Raw genomic sequence first — 16,742 nt, 5'->3', positions numbered from 1 at the left:
AATGGTCACTGCATACCTTCGCCTGCGCCCTCGGCGCTGAACGGTTTGAGCATGTCGCCTTCGAGCACCTTGACCTGGGCTTCGACTTTCTCGAGCTGGGCCGCGCAATACTTCACCAGCTCCGAGCCGCGCGCATAGGCCGCGACCGAGGCTTCCAGCGGCAACAGGCCGCCTTCGATCTGCGTGACGAGCTGGGCGAGTTCGGCCATGGCCTCTTCGAAAGAAGCCGGGGCCGGCGTCGTTTCCGCGTTAGTAATAGTTGCCATAGTGTTTTATTGTGTTGGGCTGGCGATCGCGCATGCGCCTTGGGTGCGACGCGCGCAAGTTCAATCGCGTATTTTAAAACAATCCACACCCTTGGGGTGGTCTGCGCGAATGTCGAGCTTCTTCTCGGGAAGTTCATGTAAAACACGGCCACCTGCACACTGATGAAAACAATGCCATTCCGGCACGATTTGTGCCATTCCGCACCACAATCCCGCGACGGACCCGTGATCCTGGGGGACGGCTGAGCTCGTTCCACGCTATAATCTCCGGTTCTGTCCGAAATCCGTATTTCCTCAACTAAAAATACTGGTCTTTGGATTCTTTCTCTTCTTTGCTTGAAGCTTTTATAAAAGGGGGGTTGGGATGTCCGATCTGGCTACCCACGCCAAGCTGGCGCGCTCTTGCGCCCAGCTTCCGGTAAATGTGTATTTTGACGACGCGCTGCTGCAGCGTGAAATCGAGCAACTGTTCCGCAAGGGCCCGCGCTATGTCGGCCATGCGCTGATGGTGCCGGAAACGGGCGATTTCGCGACCCTGCCTTCGGAAAACGAGGGCCGTATGCTCGTGCGCAATGCCAACGGCATCGAGGTGCTGTCCAACGTCTGCCGTCACCGCCAGGCGCTCATGTTCAATGGCCGCGGCAATGCCAATACCATTGTCTGCCCGCTGCACCGCTGGACCTACGACCTCAAGGGAGAGCTGATCGGCGCCCCGCATTTCGCGCAGACGCCCTGCCTGAACCTGTCGAAGACGGCGCTGCAAAGCTGGAACGGCCTGCTGTTCGAGCAGAACGGCTACGACGTGATGGACAAGCTCAAGCATATGTCGGTCACCAAGGACCTGGACTTCTCCGGCTACCTGTTCGACCACGCCGAGATCCACGACGTCGACTACAACTGGAAGACCTTCATCGAAGTCTACCTGGAGGATTACCACGTCGAGCCCTTCCATCCCGGCCTGGGCAATTTCGTGTCCTGCGAAGACCTGACCTGGGAATTCGGCCGCGACTACAGCGTGCAGACCGTGGGCGTGAACCGCGGCTTGCAGAAGGCCGGCTCGCCCGCCTATAAAAAGTGGCAGGAAGCGGTCTTGAAGTTCAACGGCGGCAAGGAGCCCAAGCAGGGCGCCATCTGGCTCACGCTGTACCCGAACATCATGGTCGAGTGGTACCCGAACGTGCTCGTCGTGTCGACCCTGTGGCCGCTCGGGCCGCAAAAGACGCGCAACGTCGTCGAGTTCTACTATCCGGAAGAAATTGCCCTGTTCGAGCGCGAACTGGTCGAAGCCGAACGCGCGGCCTACATGGAAACCTGTGTCGAGGACGACGAGATCGCCCAGCGCATGGATGCCGGCCGCAAGATCCTGTTCGAGCGCGGCGTCAACGAGGTCGGGCCCTACCAGTCGCCGATGGAAGACGGCATGCAGCACTTCCACGAGTGGTACCGCAGCAAGATCGCGCTCTAGCCCGCCGGTGCGCGGCCCTGCCCCGGGCCGCGCCATGTTCCCGCCCCCCGCTCGCCTTCCCTGGCGAGCCCGGCGCCAGCGAGGCGCCGCGAGCTGCTGTATCGTCTACCCAGTTTTTGTCACCCAGGACCGTCATGCCTTCACTTTGGATGCTGTTCGCCAGCTTCGCCTTTGCCGCCATGGGCGCCGGCGTCAAGCTCGCTTCCGGGTTCTACACCACTTCCGAACTGCTGTTCTATCGCGGCCTGATCGGCTCGGTGATCCTGTACGCCATCGTGCGCCACCGCGGCGCCAGCTTCCGCACGCGCTTTCCGCAACAGCACCTGTGGCGCAGCCTGGTGGGCGTGACGTCGCTCTGGCTCTGGTTCTTCGCCATCGGCAAGCTGCCCCTGGCCACGGCCATGACGCTGAACTACATGGCGCCGATCTGGATGGCCGCCGGCCTGTTCGTGGCCGGCTGGTGGTCGCGCGCCAGTACCGTCGAATGGCCGCTGGTGCTGGCCGTGGGCGCCAGCTTCTTCGGCGTGACGCTGGTACTGCAGCCGGCGGTCGAATCGAACCAGTGGCTCGGCGGCCTGGCCGGCCTGTGTTCGTCGGTGGTCTCGGCGATGGCCTACATGCAGGTGCGCAAACTGGGCCAGATGGGCGAGCCCGAGTACCGCGTCGTGTTCTATTTTTCGCTCACCACCATGCTGGCGGGACTGGCCGGCGTGCTCGCCGGCGACGGCCAGCCGTCGGGCCTGCCCTTCCATGGCCATACCGCGCGCGGCGCCCTGCTCCTGCTGGGGATCGGCGCGGCCGCCCTGGTGGCGCAGATGGCGATGACGCGCGCCTACCGGGTCGGCAAGGTGCTGGTGGTGGCGAACCTGCAGTACACCGGTATCGTGTTCTCCAGCCTGTGGGGCCTGGCGCTCTGGGGCGACCGCTTCGGCTGGCATGTCTGGCTCGGCATCGGCGTGATCCTGGCGTCGGGCATGGCGGCGACGTTCTACAATACGAGAAAGACGGCGAAAGGCGCCGCGCTGGAAAAGACCGACCCGATCGCAAGCGAACTGTGAGGAACCCCATGTACACGACCTTGATCAGCGCCGCCGACCTGGCCGCGCGCATCGACGACCCCGGTTGGGCGATCGTCGACTGCCGCCACGACCTGGCGAACCTCGCCTTCGGGCGCGAAGCCTATGCGGCCGGCCACCTGCCGCACGCCGTGTTCGCGGATATGGAGAGCGAACTCTCGGGCGCCAGGCATGCGCAGGACGGCGCCTTTCGTGGCCGTCATCCGCTGCCGGAGAAGGAAGCGCTGGTGGCCGTGCTGCGGCGCTGGGGCGTCGACGACGGCACGCAGGTGGTGGCCTACGACGCCCACGGCGGCATGTTCGCGGCGCGTTTGTGGTGGCTGCTGCGCTGGATCGGGCACGAGGCGTCGGCCGTGCTCGATGGCGGCTTGCCGGCCTGGCAGGCGCTGGGCCTGCCGCTATCGTCGGACCCGCCGGAGCCGCGCAGGGCCGGCACGATCGCCGTGCGCGCCCCGTTCGTGCCGACGGTGACGGTGCGCGAGGTGCTGGACAATATCGAGAACGGGCGAAAGACCGTGGTCGACGCCCGCGCCGCCGACCGTTTTCGCGGCGAGAACGAGACCGTCGATCCGGTGGGCGGCCACATCCCCGGCGCGAAGAACCGCTTCTTCAAGGACAACCTGCGTGACGACGGCCGCTTCAAAGCGCCGGCGCAGTTGCGCGAGGAATTCGAAGCGCTGGTCAGGGACCCGCAGGACGCGATCATGCAGTGCGGCTCGGGGGTGACGGCTTGCCACAACCTGCTGGCATTGGAGGTGGCCGGGATGCCGGGCGCTGCCCTGTATCCGGGTTCGTGGAGCGAGTGGAGCAGCGACCCGGCGCGGCCGGTGGCCAAGGGCGCGGCCTGAGGAAAGAAAACGAAAGACAAACGCATGGAACGCACTACCAAGCAGCGCACGGCCATCCAGCAGTGCATCGCCGATGCCGGCCGCCCGCTCTCCCCGCAGGAACTCCTGGAACACGCGCAAGGCGTGGTGCCGGGCATCGGCATGGCCACCATCTACCGCAACCTCAAGGCCATGCTGGAAGCGGGCGACATCACGGCGGTCTCGCTGCCGGGCGGCTGCGACCGCTACGAACTGGCCGGCCACGGCCACCACCACCACTTCCACTGCCGCAGCTGCGACCGCGTCTACGAGGTGCACGCCTGCCCTGGCGACATGCAGAAGCTCACGCCCGAGGGCTTCCTGCTCGAGTCGCACGAACTGACCCTGTACGGGGTCTGCAGCCACTGCCGCTGAGCGGCCGGAAGCATTGCCTCCTCCCGGCCGGAACGGGTTTTACTTCTGCATGCTGTAACGCTCGAGCCAGTGCGCATATGGCGCCGGCAACACCCAGGTCGGACGCTCCACACCCAGCTCCCTGGCCGCCTGCAGCGGGTAATGCGGATTGGCCAGGTGGGCGCGGCCCACCATGACCAGGTCCAGCTGTCCCTCTGCCACCGCGCGTTCGGCCAGGTGCGGCCCGTCGAAGCCCCACGCCGACGCGACCGGAATGCCGGCTTGCTCACGCACGCGCTTCGCCACCGGGCCCAGGAAGGCCGGACCCCAGGGAATATTCACGTCCGGAATGGTGAAGTTGATGCTGACGCTCAGCATGTCCAGGCCGCGCTGGCGCATCATGCGAATCAGCTCGATCGACTCGTTCAGGGTGTCTTCGTCCCGGCCATCGTATTCGATGACGCCGAGGCGCGCGGTGAGCGGCAGGTTCGCCGGCCAGACTTCGCGCACGGCCTCCAGGGTCTCGAGCAGGAAGCGGCCGCGGCCGCTGAAATCGCCGCCGTACTGGTCGGTGCGCCTGTTGGCATGCGGCGAAAAGAAGCTCTGGCCCAGGTAACCGTGGGCGAAGTGCAGCTCGAGCCATTCGAAGCCGGCAGCGCGCGCGCGACGGGCCGCTTCGACGAAACTGGCCTTGACGCGGGCGATGTCATCGAGGGTCATTTCCTTCGGCACTTTCGGCAGGTTCGCGCCGAAGGCAATCGCCGACGGGGCGATGGTGTCCCAACCGTAGGCATCTTCCGACGGAATGTGGTCGTCGCCCTCCCAGGGCCGGTTGGCGCTGGCCTTGCGGCCGGCGTGGCCGATCTGGATGCCGGCGACCGCGCCGGCGGCCTTGATGCGGGTGGCGATGTGGGCCATGCCCTCGACCTGTGCATCGTTCCACAGGCCCGCGCAGCCCGGCGTGATACGGCCTTCCGGCGAGACCGCGGTCGCTTCCACGATCACCAGGCCGGCGCCGCCGCGGGCCATGCCGGCGTAATGCGTCTGGTGCCATTCGTTGACGAAGCCATCGTTGGCGGTGTACTGGCACATCGGCGGCACCGCGATGCGGTTGCGCAGGGTGACGTCTTTCAGTGTAAACGGTGTAAATAAGGCTGACATAAATCTTTCGGGTTCAGAACATGAAGGTCAAGCCGCGGTCTGCGCCGCGGCGGGCCGGCCAGTATAGAAGAAGGGGCGGAAACGTGCCGGCGAGCCCGGCATTTTGCGGGCCGTGCCGTGCGGTCCGTGCCGAGCGCGCGTCGCACGGCTCCGGGCGAAGCGCCGGAGCGCGCAAATCGACCGAAGTCTCATTCGAAACGATCGGCAGCATCCCAAGATTCGAAGCACGAGCAAGAAAGAAGCGCTTATTTCATCGCCCTGCTGCCCGTGCCCGGACTCCGGCCTACTTGCTGAAAGCGGCCTGGAGGTCGGCCTGGCCTGTAACGCCGCTTTGCAACAGCAACATCAACAGAATGCGGGCCTTGGCCGGTTTCAAATCGTCAGCCATGACCGCGCCGGCATCGAACGTCGTTTTGCCTCCGCCGACAAAGCCGTAATTTGGCAAGACGCGGCCATTGTGCACGCGGGTCGATACGACCACCGGCACGTTCCTGGACAGCGCATACTTGACGGCTTCGTACATCGGCGCATTCATGTTGCCCATGCCAAGGGCTTGGACCACGATGCCTTTGGCGCCGCGATCAACAGCGCTTCGCAGGGCCATGCCATCGGCGCCGCCGTACATCGGCACGATTTCCACCATCGGCATCGTTTCGGTCTTGATCGCGATATGCTGGCGGCGCAGCGGCCCGTTGGCATAGACGACGCGATCCGGGTACACCTCGCCAATGAAGCCAAAGTCGCCCGAGTTGAAGGTTTCCACGTTGCCGGTGTGAGTTTTAGTCACGTAGCGTGCGGCATTGATCTGGTTGTTCATGGCAAGCATGACGCCCTTTTCCCTTGATTGCGGGTCGACGGCGATGCGCGCCGCATTGAGCAGGTTGCGCGGGCCGTCGAAGTCCGGGGAAGAGGCATTGCGCTGGGCGCCGATCAGCACGATGGGTTTGCTGGAACCGACCGTCAGATCCAGCCAATAAGCCGTTTCCTCCAGGGTGTCGGTCCCGTGCGAGACGATCACGCCGGACACTTCCGGCCGCTTCAGCGCCGCTTGCACCGCCTTGGTCAGCTGGATCCAGCGCGGCGGGTCCATGTAGTCGGACGGCACATTCGACAGGTTATTGACTTCAATCGTGGCGTACTTGCCGATATCCGGAACAGTGGCCAGCAGGTCGTCGCCTGAGATTGCCGGCACCGGCGCGTTTTTTACCGGATCGATTTTCATAGCGATCGTGCCGCCGGTGGCGAGGAACTGGACCACTGGCTTGCTTTGCGCGAAGGCTGCAGACGCCGTCATCAACGCCATGCTCAATACCGTTTGCGTGAATCTCACTTTATCTCCCAAATTTTTCGCAGTAAAAGAGGATGCAGTTTTTGCTTGCAATGGAAAGTTGCAGTAATGATCGTATCACGCAGCCATATGGCGCCACTGCACCGGGGGTCGGCCCCGGGTCCCAGCCCGCTTTCCCCCTGGCGGCGGCCGTCCAGCACCTGTATCCGGCGCTCCTAGCAACAGGCCTTGCAGAAGCGGTGATTCTTCCGGTGCGCCGCGATCAGCAGCACGCTGCTGAGTACAGCCGGCGCCGTCTCCGCGCCCTGTCCGAAAGCGGGTCCGACGTACAGCACCGCCACCAGCAAGACCCCCAGGCCCGCCAGTCCCAGCAGCAGCGGGGCCGGGTCGCGGTGCGCCAGCCATCCCGGCACCAGCGCCAGCAGCACCGGTGCGGTTACACCCAGCAGCAGCACGTCATGCAGGTCGTGGCGTTCGCCCTGCATCCCCAGCAGCGGAAACACGGCCAGCAGCAGTGGCATGGCCAGGCAGTGCGCCAGGCACAGCATGGATGCGGCGATGCCGGCATAGTCGGCAAACCGGATCAGCTTTTTCACTTCAGAAAACGAAGCGCAGGCCCGCCGTCAGGTTACGGCCCGGCAGCGGCGCGGCGGCCTTGATGAAGGAGGTATGGCTGAAGGCCAGTTCGTCGAGCACGTTGTTGATGCGCGCGTAGAGCTGGGCCGGCACGCCGCCGATGCGGGTCGTGTAGTGGGTGCCGAGGTTGAGCATGGTATAGCCGCCGGTCTGACTTTCGAAATCCGCCACCTTGTCCTGCGTGCCCACCCGCGACAGCTCGACCATGCCGTGCCAGCCCTGCCAGTCCGCGTTCAGGCGCACGCCGATGCGGTGCGCCGGGATGCGCGGGATGTTGCGGTTACCGTCGCCGTCCGCGCCATCGAAGCGGGCACGCACCAGGTCGCCGAACACGGTGGCGTCGAAGTGCGGCGAGAACTTGTGGCGCACTTCGCCTTCCAGGCCCGTGAAGACGGCATCGCGCTGGGCGTATTCGACCAGCCGGAAATCCTCGAAGCTGTCCAGGGTACGGGCGTAGATATAGTCGTCGACGCGATTACGGAAGGCGCTCAGCGAGAAGGTCGTGGTGCCGGAGAACTTGCGCAGCGTGAGATCGAGGTTGTTCGAGGTTTCCTTGTCCAGGTCCTGGTTGCCGATCTCGTAGGTAGCCGTCGCCAGGTGCACGCCGCCGGCATACAGTTCCTCGGCGCTGGGCAGGCGGTGGCTGCGGGCGGCCGAGGCGCGCAGCGAGTACGCCGGCGCGAACTTCCAGACGGCGCCGGCGGCGAGCGAGGTGCCGCTGGACTTGCTGTCGCGCTGCGTCGCGCTGTCGACATCGACCTTCTGGCGCTCGTGGCGCAGGCCGGCTTCGAAACGCCAGTCGCCCGTCTTGTATTCCTCGGTGGCGAACAGCGCCTGCCTGCTCGTGACCGTCGGCGGCACGTAGGCCTCTTCGCCGTCGGTACTGAAGTCGCGCCGCGTGGTCTGCAGGCCGACGACGCCGCGCCAGCCGCCGGCCGGCACGTGTTCGAGTTCGACCCGCGCATCGTGGGCCTTGCTGAAGAAGCTGGTGGCGACCGCGCCGTCTTCCAGTTCGTCGTGGCGGTAGTCGGTGAAGGAGGCGCGCAGGCGGGCTTTCGCGAAGCCGGCCAGCGGATTGCGGTACTCGCCGCGCAGGTCCCAGCGGTCGCTGTCGAGCTTTACCACCGGCACGTCCCCGGCGCCGTGATCCTCTTCGTGTTCGCCGCCCTCCTCGCCCTCATGCTCGTCGTGCCCGCCGCAATGCAGGCGCGCGCCGTCCGGATGGCAGTCGCCGAATTCGTGCGGGTGGCCGGGGATGCCGTATTGGTTGCGTTCCTTGGTGTAGGCCGCGCCCAGGTAGCCGCGCGCGCCGATCCACGACAGGCCGACCGTGCCCGCCTCCGTATCCTTGAAGCTGCCGGCCACCCTCGTGCCTTCGCTCCAGCCCTCGCCCACGCGGTAGGCGTCGGCATTGCGCTTCACACCCTCGACGTGGAGGGCGACGTTGCCGGCGCCGCCAGTGAGTTCGAAGGCGCCGGTCTTTTCGCGCGCGGCCGAGTTGGCGCGCAGTTCGGCGCTGCCTTCCACGGGCTTCTCCGGCATCGCGGTCGGGATCTTGCGGTCGAGGATATTGACGACGCCGCCCACCGCGCCGCCGCCATAGGCCAGCGCCGACGGACCGCGCAGTACTTCGATGCGCTCGGCCAGCACCGGCTCGAAGCCGACGGCATGGTCCGGGCTGATGGTGGACGCGTCCTGGACTTCCGCACCGTCCGCCAGGATTTTCACGCGCGGGCCGTCCATGCCGCGGATCACCGGGCGGCTGGCGCCGGCGCCGAAGTGGCTCGAGCTGATGCCCGGCTGGTTGGCCAGGGTCTCGCCCAGGGTCGATTCGCGGGCGCGCACCAGGGCGCCGCCGCCGAGCGAGGTCACCGGCGTGATCATGTCGTCGCCCAGCACGTCCAGGGCGCTGGCCGAGACCACCACCGTCGGGATCGTGTCCGGATCGGCATGCAGGCGGTCGGCAGCGTCGGCCGCGCCGGTCTGGGCATGGGCGCCGAGCGGCGCGCCGAAGGCGAGCAGGACCGCCAGGGCGAGCGGGGTACGGTGACAGGTGAGGTCGGACATGGACTGCTTCCTTTCAGATAGACGATCGAGCACAGGCGAACGGATCGGCTCGCCCCTTTCGCTAATGATAAATCATTATCATTAAAAGCTCAACCTGCGGGATGTAACGAATGCGGTGTGGCATGGCCGGCGCCGGGCCGGCTCAGGTCGCCCAGCGCCCTGTCAGGAACAGCACGATCGCCACCCCGAGGCCGACCAGCAGCACCTGCGGAATCGACTCCTTCACCGTCGCCTTCCTCTGCATCTGCGGCATCAAATCGCTCACCGCGATGTAGATGAAGCCCGACGAGGCGAACACCAGCACATACGGGATCAGGCCGCTGGCCCGGTCGAGCGTGTAATACCCCAGCAAGCCCCCCGCGACCGACAGCAGGCTGCACAGCAGGTTGAACACATAGGCGCGCATGCGCGAGAAACCGGCATTGAGCAGGACGATGAAATCGCCGATCTCGGTCGGGATCTCGTGCGCGACGATCGCCAGCGCGGTGACGATCCCCAGCTCCGGGTTGGCGAGGAAGGCCGCCGCGATCAGGATACCGTCCGTGAAGTTGTGCATGCCGTCGCCGATCAGGATCATCCAGCCCGATTTCCCCGCCTCGCGCGCATCGTGTCCGTGGGCGTGGTGGTGGCCGTCGCCCTCGTGGTGGTGCGAATGGCGCAGCAGCGCGAGCTTTTCGAGCAGGAAGAAGGCGAGCAAGCCGGCGAGCAGGGTCGCGAACAGCTTGTGCGTATCGGCGCCCGATTCGAAGGCTTCCGGCAGCGCATGCAGCAGCGAAGTCGAGAGCATGATGCCGACCGACAGGCTCACCAGGCGCTCCACCATTTTGGAGAGCAGCGTGAACGAAAATAGCGCCGCGGCCGAGATACTGATGACGCCGGCGATCAGGGTCGCCAGCAGTATGGAGATGAGAATCGGGTCGATGTGAAGCCTCTTGTTCTGGACTTGCTGGGCGTGGCAAGCCGGGCATTGTACAGTGCCCAGCCCGCTTGCGTCGCTTCGGCGGAAGCTTAGGCGACGCCGTGCTTCCTGAACCAGTCCAGTGCGCGGCGCCAGCCATCCCTGGCGTCGGGCTCGTTGAAACTCGGACGGTAATCGGCATGGAAGGCATGACCGGAATTCGGATAGACGTGGAAGGCGGACCCGCTGTTTCCCTTGTCCAGCGCGGCGCGCATCTTCTCCACCGAGTCGAGCGGGATGCCGGTGTCCTTGGCGCCGTAGAGGCCAAGCACCGGCGTCTTGAGGTTCTGCGCGATATCGATCGGATGCTTCGGCGAATTGGCGGTCGGCTCGCCCACCAGGCGTCCGTACCAGGCCACGCCGGCCTTGACCTGCGGGTTGTGCGCCGCGTACAGCCAGGTGATGCGCCCGCCCCAGCAGAACCCGGTGATGCCGAGCCTGGCGGTGTCGCCACCGCGCTGCCTGGCCCAGGTGACGACGGTATCGAGGTCCGACATGACCTGCGCGTCCGGGGTCTTGCCGACGATGTTTTTCATCAGGTCGGCAATGTTCGGCTCCCTGGCGGCGTCGCCCGCGCGCACGAACAGGTCCGGCGCGAGCGCCATGTAGCCTTGTTTCGCGAAGCGGCGCGCCACATCCTTGATGTGCTCGTGCACGCCGAAGATCTCGGAAACGACCAGGATCACCGGCGCATTAGGCTTGCCCTCGGGCTGGGCGCGGTAGACCGGCACGTCCTGGCCGTCGATGACGATGACGTGCTCGCCCGCCGACAGGCCCGCGGTGTCGGTCTTGACGAGGGTTTGCGCCTCGACCGGCAGCACCGCGGCCGCAAAACCCGTCCCGAGCGCCGCCTTGAGGAATACCCGGCGGTCGACACCGTCTTCGAAACCGCTGGCGCCAACCAGGCTGTCGCCGTCCTGTACGAGATCCTTCATGTGCATCCCTCCGTCGGTGGTTATCAGGATGTCTATCTTACAGCGACATCGGCGCTTGCGCATGGGAACGGAAGAGCGCCTTGTCCACGCGGGCGTGTCATGCCTACCACATGGCGGTTGATTCATAGCAATACAGCGTTACATACGGTAAGATCAGACGCATAAAAGCCTGGCCAATCAGGCGATAACGTTCAGGAGACAGCATGACGATGTTCAAACCGCTGAAGGCGCAGATCAATGCGCTGGCGACCCAACTGCATGCCTTGTTGCCCGGCTCGATCACGATCGATCACGCGGCCAGCGTCGCCATCAACGGCATGCCCACCCCGGTGCTCAGGAGCGGCGGCGCGGTGCTGAACCTGGACTTCTCGCTGCCGGACGCCTTCCAGAAGGCCACCGGCGCGACCTCCACCTTCTTCGTGCGCATGGCGCAGGATTTCGTGCGCGTGACCACCTCGGTCAAGCGCCCGAACGGCGAGCGCCCGCTCGGCACGCCGCTCGACCGCGCCCATCCCGGCTACCAGGAATTGCTCGCCGGGCGCCCCTATGTCGGCTATGCCACGCTGTTCGGCAAGCAGTACATGACCCATTACGATCCGATCTTCGACAGCGGCGGCGCCATCATCGGCGTGCTGTTTGTCGGCATCGACGTCGGCAGCCAGCGCCAGATGCCGATCTCGCTCAAGCTTGCGCTCATTGCCGTCGCGGTAGCCGGCAGCGCCGGCACGGCCGGCATCTGGGCGGTGACGGCGCAGGCGCCGGCGCCCGAGCTGGCGGGGCTGCGCCTGAACTACCTGCTCGCCATGCTGTGGCCCCTGCTTGCGCTCGGGGTCGTGATCGACCAGTCCGTGCGGCGCATGGTGACCCGGCCCCTGGTGGTGGCGCGCGAAGCGGCGCAAAAGCTGGCCCAGGGCGACCTGTCCACGCAGATGCACGTGGCGCGGCGCGACGAGATCGGCCAGCTGATGCAGGCGATTAACGGCGTCAGCCAGGGCCTGGCCGATATCGTCGGCAAGGTGCGCGGCGGCTCCGACAGCATCGCCGTCGCCACCAGCGAAATCGCCACCGGCAATGCCGATCTCGCTTCGCGCACCGAAACCCAGGCCGGCGCGCTCGAGGAAATCGCCTCGAACGTCGAAACGATCGTGGCGGCCATGCGCGCCAACAGCGAGCGCTCGGCCCACGTCACCGCCCTGTCGACCTCGGCCTCGGACGAAGCGGCCGCCGGCGGCAAGGCGGTCGCCGAAGTGGTCGGCAAGATGGGCACGATCCGCGAGGCGTCCTCGAAGATGGCCGACATGATCGGCACCATCGAGGCGATCGCCTTCCAGACCAACCTGCTGGCCCTGAATGCGGCGGTCGAAGCGGCGCGCGCCGGCGAACACGGCCGCGGCTTTGCCGTGGTGGCCTCGGAAGTGCGCGCGCTGGCCCAGCGCAGCGCCGCCGCCGCGCGCGATATCGGCAGCGTGATCAAGGCCTCGGTGGTTGAAGTCGACGGCGGCAGCAAGCTGGCCGACCAGGCCGGCACCGCCATGACGAGTTTGCTGGAATCGGTGCGCAGCGTGGCCGGCATCATGGCCGAGATGCGCGACGACAGCCGCGCGCAGAGCCTGAGCATCGAAGAACTGAACGGGTCGATCGGCCACCTCGACGGCATGACCCAGCAAAACGCCGCGCTGGTCGAGGAAGCGGCCGCCGCGGCCGAGAACCTGCACCGCCGCGCCGACGAGTTGTCGGGCGTGGTGCAGGTATTCAAACTGAGCCGCTGACCGCCGGCGCGCACACCTCGTACGCTTCAGCGCGGCACGATACCATGCAGGCCGGGTAGGGTTGCCCGCAAAAAAATGAACATCAGGCACGAAGAGAAATTCATATTGCACCACTGAAGACGGCGAGCGCCGCCTTCAGGGTACCGAGGGAGGTAGTCAAAGAGGCAAGGCCGGCTGCCGCTTCAGACGCACATGGCGCCCCACGCTGGGAACGCCGTTCTTGTCGACGACGAAGAGCATCCAGTCGCCGGCGATTGCCTGGGCTGGAAACGATGGCGGAAGGATGGTCAGCTTCGCCGCCCCCGCGCCTTCGCTCTTCTGCGCTGCATTGACCACGAACGGCAGCTTCACGTAGTCCCAATCCGGCGTGAGGCTGTGCGTTGTCGCACCAGTGCGAATCATCGACACCGACTTGATGCCCGCCGCGCTATTCACCTCCACGCTGAACGATTGCTGGTAGCGGATCGATTTTGGCACAGCGGCAAGCGTCGGGCGCACGGCTGGTGTCCTGTCGTTCTTAAACAGGTACGGCGGATCGTAGACCTGCGCGTTCGGCACCCCCAGATCGGGGTCTCCCGAAGGCCATGCAATGTCCCCCGGGAGCACGAGGTCGGGGCGGTCGTGACCCATGATCACAGGCCTCGCATCTGGTCCAATGATCACGTTGGCATGGATGCCGCGCGGGACAGTCGTCTTCGCCAGTCGCTGATCGGTGCTGGCTGGCGGCCGCTTGAAGCGGGAGGTTGCAGGGTCGAAGATCTGGAAGTAGAGGCTGTTTCGCTGCTCGTAGGTCGCTCCTGGTGCCTTCCCGTCGGAGACAAAGACTGTGCCGTCAGGAAGCACGACCGCGTGGGCGAATCGGGCAGGCTGGTACAGCGGCTCCTGCGCAATCCACCTTGGCTTGGCGCTCATCAGTTCGATCATGTTTACCGTGCCGTAAATGGTCCCACCCCTGTCCATCGCACCGAAGGAAACGACCTTGTGCGAGGACAACCGGCCGTTCGTTCCCAGCACTTTGATCTGCACAGTGGGGAAGTATGGGGCCGTGCTAACTTCTGTGCCCGCTTCATTTTTTGCGGTATCCACATACGTGTAAAACTTTTCGCCCGGCACATTCCTGCCTGGGTCATCCAGCGCACCATTCACGTCGAGGAACCACGATTTCCCGCTGAGGGGCCGCCCTGACATCTCGTACTTCTGTGCCGGGTGCACGCCCTTGCCCCAGCGCTCCGGGGTTGGATCGCAGCGAAAGCTGCCGAGCTCCCCTGCTTCCGCGCGTTGGCACACCGACGAAGGTGCCTCGCCATTGGTGACGAACAGCTTCCAGTCGTTCGGCCCGGGACCGGTATGGACGGGAAACGCATGCGAATAAAACGGGTGCAACATGCGCGCGTTCTCCAGTGCCACGGTTCGATCCGTGGCCGGGTCGTAGATTTCCGGCACGGCCTGGTTGATGGTGGACGCCTTCAGCTCCCTGTCTGAAGAAGCGTAGGTGGGCAGGCGCAGGTCACCAGTGGTGGCATCAATGACCGTGCCAGGCGTCTCGCGCATGTCCTCGCGGCTGTCGGTGCCGTTGAACACCAGTACCCGATTGTTGGGCAGTGTCACCGCTGTTGGATACCACCGCGCATAGCGCATGTCGGACCTGTCTGCCGGCTGTGTCACGGTCGGGCCGAACGGATAGTTCGCCAGCGTCGTGTGCGGGTCCGGACAGCCCGGCGCGTACTGTCCGGCGTTGACAGGATTGAGCGCCCAGCTCTCCCACTCCTCCGGCGTCTTCGTCTCCCAGACTGCCCGCTGGCAGGACTGGGCTCGCGGGGCCCAGTCTTCCGTCTCGGGATTCCAGACGTTGATCTTGTACAGGCCGTTGTTGCTGTTCATGTCATGGCCACCGGCGTAGACGATCCGCCCGTCCTCCAGGGCCGAATGCCCGGTGCAGTACAGGTTGTAGCGCAGCCCTCGGGAATACCCGGCAGCCGAAAACGCAGGCGCGTTCCGCGCGAAATCGGCTTCCGTCAGATTGGCAACCGCAATCTTCCCGCTGCCTAGCACCGCGAAGGCATCGCCGTGGCCCCAGTTCCACAGCTGGGACAATTCGATGTTCTGGTTGGCGCGAATACGGGTGGGAACGCTCTGGCTGAGCCCCTGCACGATGTTGTAGTCGCCGTACATCACCCGGATGAAGCCGCGGTTGTACGCTGCGTTGAAATTATTCGAGGGATCGTTGAACGCACGCTGCGTGAAGGGAGGAACGGCTTCGTGGATCAACCGGGCCAGACGCTCCGTGAGTACCACGTCATTCGCCTGCATATCCGGGAAACGGAAGAACGACAGGACTTTCGGCGTGTCAGCGCCATACTTCCAGGTAAAAGCCGAATGGGTGGCGGTGACGTGCGTAGGAATCAGTGGTCCGACCTTTCCGCAATACGCCGGGTTGAAACAGACCTCACCGGGGTCGACGAAGACTTCCCGGATAACCGGGTCGTCATGAGCCACCACCCAGATTGGCACGAACATTACAGCCGCCCCGAGCAGCGCGGCACCGGGCCGAGTGAATGTTCGGAATGCGGCTTGCACTTGCTTTCTTGTGGACTGCATTGTGACCTCCTCTGTAAGCGTGAACAGCACATGCATCCGCAGGTGCTAGCAGAAACAGTCAGGCGACGCGCTGCCCGTGCGTTGCCCATTGAACGCGGACACATGAACCAGGACTGGCGGAAAAACTAGGGTCGTCGTGAGGAAATGGAGGGAAAGGTGAAGGCTGGAACAACCTTGAAGTGCACGTAACTGCGCATCATCATCCTCCCGGGGAGTCGGTGAACCGTGAGCTACTTGCTGTTTGAAAAACTGGCTGCAGCGCGAGCGTGTCCTGCAAAACCGCTTTGATTGAAAACACCCGCGCATGCTGAAGCCAAGGCTGGCTGCCAGAAAATTCTTCAGGGGAATCCGTTACCATCAGGAACAAGCAGCATTACCATCTGCTCAGGCCTTGATAGGATAACTCCTACATAGTTTAAGCAGTTACCATGGCAACTAGTGCTTTTTTTGCTATAGATTTTTTTGATTTGTGTATTTACAACAGGATTCCGATACTTAAGGAATATTGAGCCGCCACAAGACGCGTTTGCTGCAGCATGCTTTATCCGGCGCCTGCATCACGCAGGAACGCTTATCTTCAATCGCAGCGCGCAGCGGCTGAGAAGCTCCAAGCGCCCGAACGACGCGGATAAAGTGAATCAGGATTGAAGATGCCTTTCCAGGGATCGTGACGAAGGAGATGTTCAGCCAGACTAAGCAAATCCGATTGCGCCTCGGGAAGGTTTGGTCCAACGATGAGATGCTGGACGGCCTATCGAGCGCTTCTAACTTCTTACGTGACCGAACAGGTCCTTGTAATTGCGTAGGACGACCGCAATGGCCTCGTGAGGGTTCGTAGCCGCACGGCTTCAGAAATCTGCTGACTCAAGCGGGCCTCGGCGCGAGGAGGGTCTTCGCCCCAGAAGCGAACGAAGCGCGCTGGATGCGTCCGTCGACAACTTCGTAAATGCAGAGCATCTCAAGCGTACCCAGCCCTTCCGGGAAGTTGCGGGTGATGAGTTCCTGGCCTTGGGCATCGCGCTTCGAGCCGATCCATGAATTTACCGGCCAGTCGGCATCAAGACAAAAGTATCGGAACTTCTATTCCTCTTCCAGTACTCCATTTAGGGTCGCGAGCGACGGCCTGACGCATTTCAGTGCATCGAGTGAAGAAGATCGGACACAGGTCGCACATGCATAGTTGTTCAAAAGTGAAGGTTGACTGCGGCCAACTAGTGTACGGCAGGTCCCGACCCATTGCAATGGGATGGACTCCTCCTCCCCCTGAGGGCACGTAAGTGCCAAACTGGAGTTTCCACACTAC

At 64.3% G+C, this 16,742-nt stretch carries 13 protein-coding genes; 5 read left to right on the top strand and 8 right to left on the bottom strand.

Annotated elements, in window-relative coordinates:
* Positions 1 to 5 precede the first annotated feature (5 nt).
* Entirely contained in the window at positions 6 to 266 is a 261-nt protein-coding gene (locus tag ACFPOU_RS22690) for an exodeoxyribonuclease VII small subunit (protein ID WP_379727000.1), read from the bottom strand.
* A 364-nt stretch (positions 267 to 630) separates the two neighbouring features.
* Here ACFPOU_RS22690 and ACFPOU_RS22685 point away from each other — a divergent pair, with 364 nt between their 5' ends.
* The 4 genes from ACFPOU_RS22685 (at position 631) to ACFPOU_RS22670 (ending at position 4,048) form a co-directional block, all read left to right on the top strand.
* The gene (locus tag ACFPOU_RS22685; protein WP_379726997.1) at positions 631 to 1,731 is read left to right on the top strand and encodes an aromatic ring-hydroxylating oxygenase subunit alpha; all 1,101 of its coding nucleotides are present in this window, start codon (positions 631 to 633) and stop codon (positions 1,729 to 1,731) included.
* Between the two features lie 134 nt (positions 1,732 to 1,865).
* The gene (locus tag ACFPOU_RS22680) at positions 1,866 to 2,789 is read left to right on the top strand and encodes a DMT family transporter (RefSeq protein ID WP_379726994.1); all 924 of its coding nucleotides are present in this window, start codon (positions 1,866 to 1,868) and stop codon (positions 2,787 to 2,789) included.
* 8 nt (positions 2,790 to 2,797) lie between these two features.
* Positions 2,798 to 3,655 (top strand): sulfurtransferase, encoded by an 858-nt coding sequence (locus ACFPOU_RS22675; protein WP_379726991.1) that lies wholly within the window; start codon positions 2,798 to 2,800, stop codon positions 3,653 to 3,655.
* 24 nt (positions 3,656 to 3,679) lie between these two features.
* Positions 3,680 to 4,048 carry a Fur family transcriptional regulator gene (locus ACFPOU_RS22670; RefSeq protein ID WP_379726988.1) on the top strand — a complete coding sequence of 123 codons (369 nt, stop codon included), beginning with the start codon at positions 3,680 to 3,682 and terminating at the stop codon, positions 4,046 to 4,048.
* A gap of 39 nt (positions 4,049 to 4,087) precedes the next feature.
* Here ACFPOU_RS22670 and ACFPOU_RS22665 read toward each other — a convergent pair whose 3' ends face one another.
* The 6 genes from ACFPOU_RS22665 to ACFPOU_RS22640 all read right to left on the bottom strand — a co-directional run bounded on the left by ACFPOU_RS22665 (position 4,088) and on the right by ACFPOU_RS22640 (position 11,072).
* Positions 4,088 to 5,188 (bottom strand): NADH:flavin oxidoreductase/NADH oxidase, encoded by a 1,101-nt coding sequence (locus ACFPOU_RS22665; RefSeq protein ID WP_379726985.1) that lies wholly within the window; start codon positions 5,186 to 5,188, stop codon positions 4,088 to 4,090.
* A gap of 283 nt (positions 5,189 to 5,471) precedes the next feature.
* Positions 5,472 to 6,482, bottom strand: a complete 1,011-nt coding sequence (locus tag ACFPOU_RS22660; protein ID WP_379727162.1) for an asparaginase — start codon at positions 6,480 to 6,482, stop codon at positions 5,472 to 5,474.
* Between the two features lie 209 nt (positions 6,483 to 6,691).
* Positions 6,692 to 7,072, bottom strand: coding sequence for a MerC domain-containing protein (locus ACFPOU_RS22655; protein WP_379726982.1), 381 nt, complete (start codon positions 7,070 to 7,072; stop codon positions 6,692 to 6,694).
* A gap of 1 nt (position 7,073) precedes the next feature.
* A complete protein-coding gene (locus ACFPOU_RS22650; RefSeq protein WP_379726979.1) occupies positions 7,074 to 9,179 on the bottom strand; it encodes a TonB-dependent receptor domain-containing protein in 2,106 nt (701 codons plus the stop codon).
* Between the two features lie 142 nt (positions 9,180 to 9,321).
* Positions 9,322 to 10,065, bottom strand: a complete 744-nt coding sequence (locus ACFPOU_RS22645; RefSeq protein WP_379727159.1) for a ZIP family metal transporter — start codon at positions 10,063 to 10,065, stop codon at positions 9,322 to 9,324.
* 122 nt (positions 10,066 to 10,187) lie between these two features.
* Complete coding sequence (locus ACFPOU_RS22640) at positions 10,188 to 11,072, bottom strand: dienelactone hydrolase family protein (protein ID WP_379726976.1); 885 nt, start codon at positions 11,070 to 11,072, stop codon at positions 10,188 to 10,190.
* A 203-nt stretch (positions 11,073 to 11,275) separates the two neighbouring features.
* On the opposite strand from ACFPOU_RS22640, the gene ACFPOU_RS22635 reads away from it, so the two are divergent.
* On the top strand, positions 11,276 to 12,841 hold the full coding sequence (locus ACFPOU_RS22635) for a methyl-accepting chemotaxis protein (protein WP_379726972.1): 1,566 nt from the start codon (positions 11,276 to 11,278) through the stop codon (positions 12,839 to 12,841).
* Between the two features lie 156 nt (positions 12,842 to 12,997).
* Here ACFPOU_RS22635 and ACFPOU_RS22630 read toward each other — a convergent pair whose 3' ends face one another.
* The gene (locus tag ACFPOU_RS22630; RefSeq protein ID WP_379726969.1) at positions 12,998 to 15,358 is read right to left on the bottom strand and encodes a galactose oxidase early set domain-containing protein; all 2,361 of its coding nucleotides are present in this window, start codon (positions 15,356 to 15,358) and stop codon (positions 12,998 to 13,000) included.
* Positions 15,359 to 16,742: the final 1,384 nt, after the last annotated feature.

This window comes from Massilia jejuensis, assembly GCF_042656795.1.
GTDB lineage: Bacteria > Pseudomonadota > Gammaproteobacteria > Burkholderiales > Burkholderiaceae_D > Telluria > Telluria jejuensis.
Note: the sequence above shows the minus strand (reverse complement) of the source record. Positions and strands in the feature narration are given on the sequence as shown.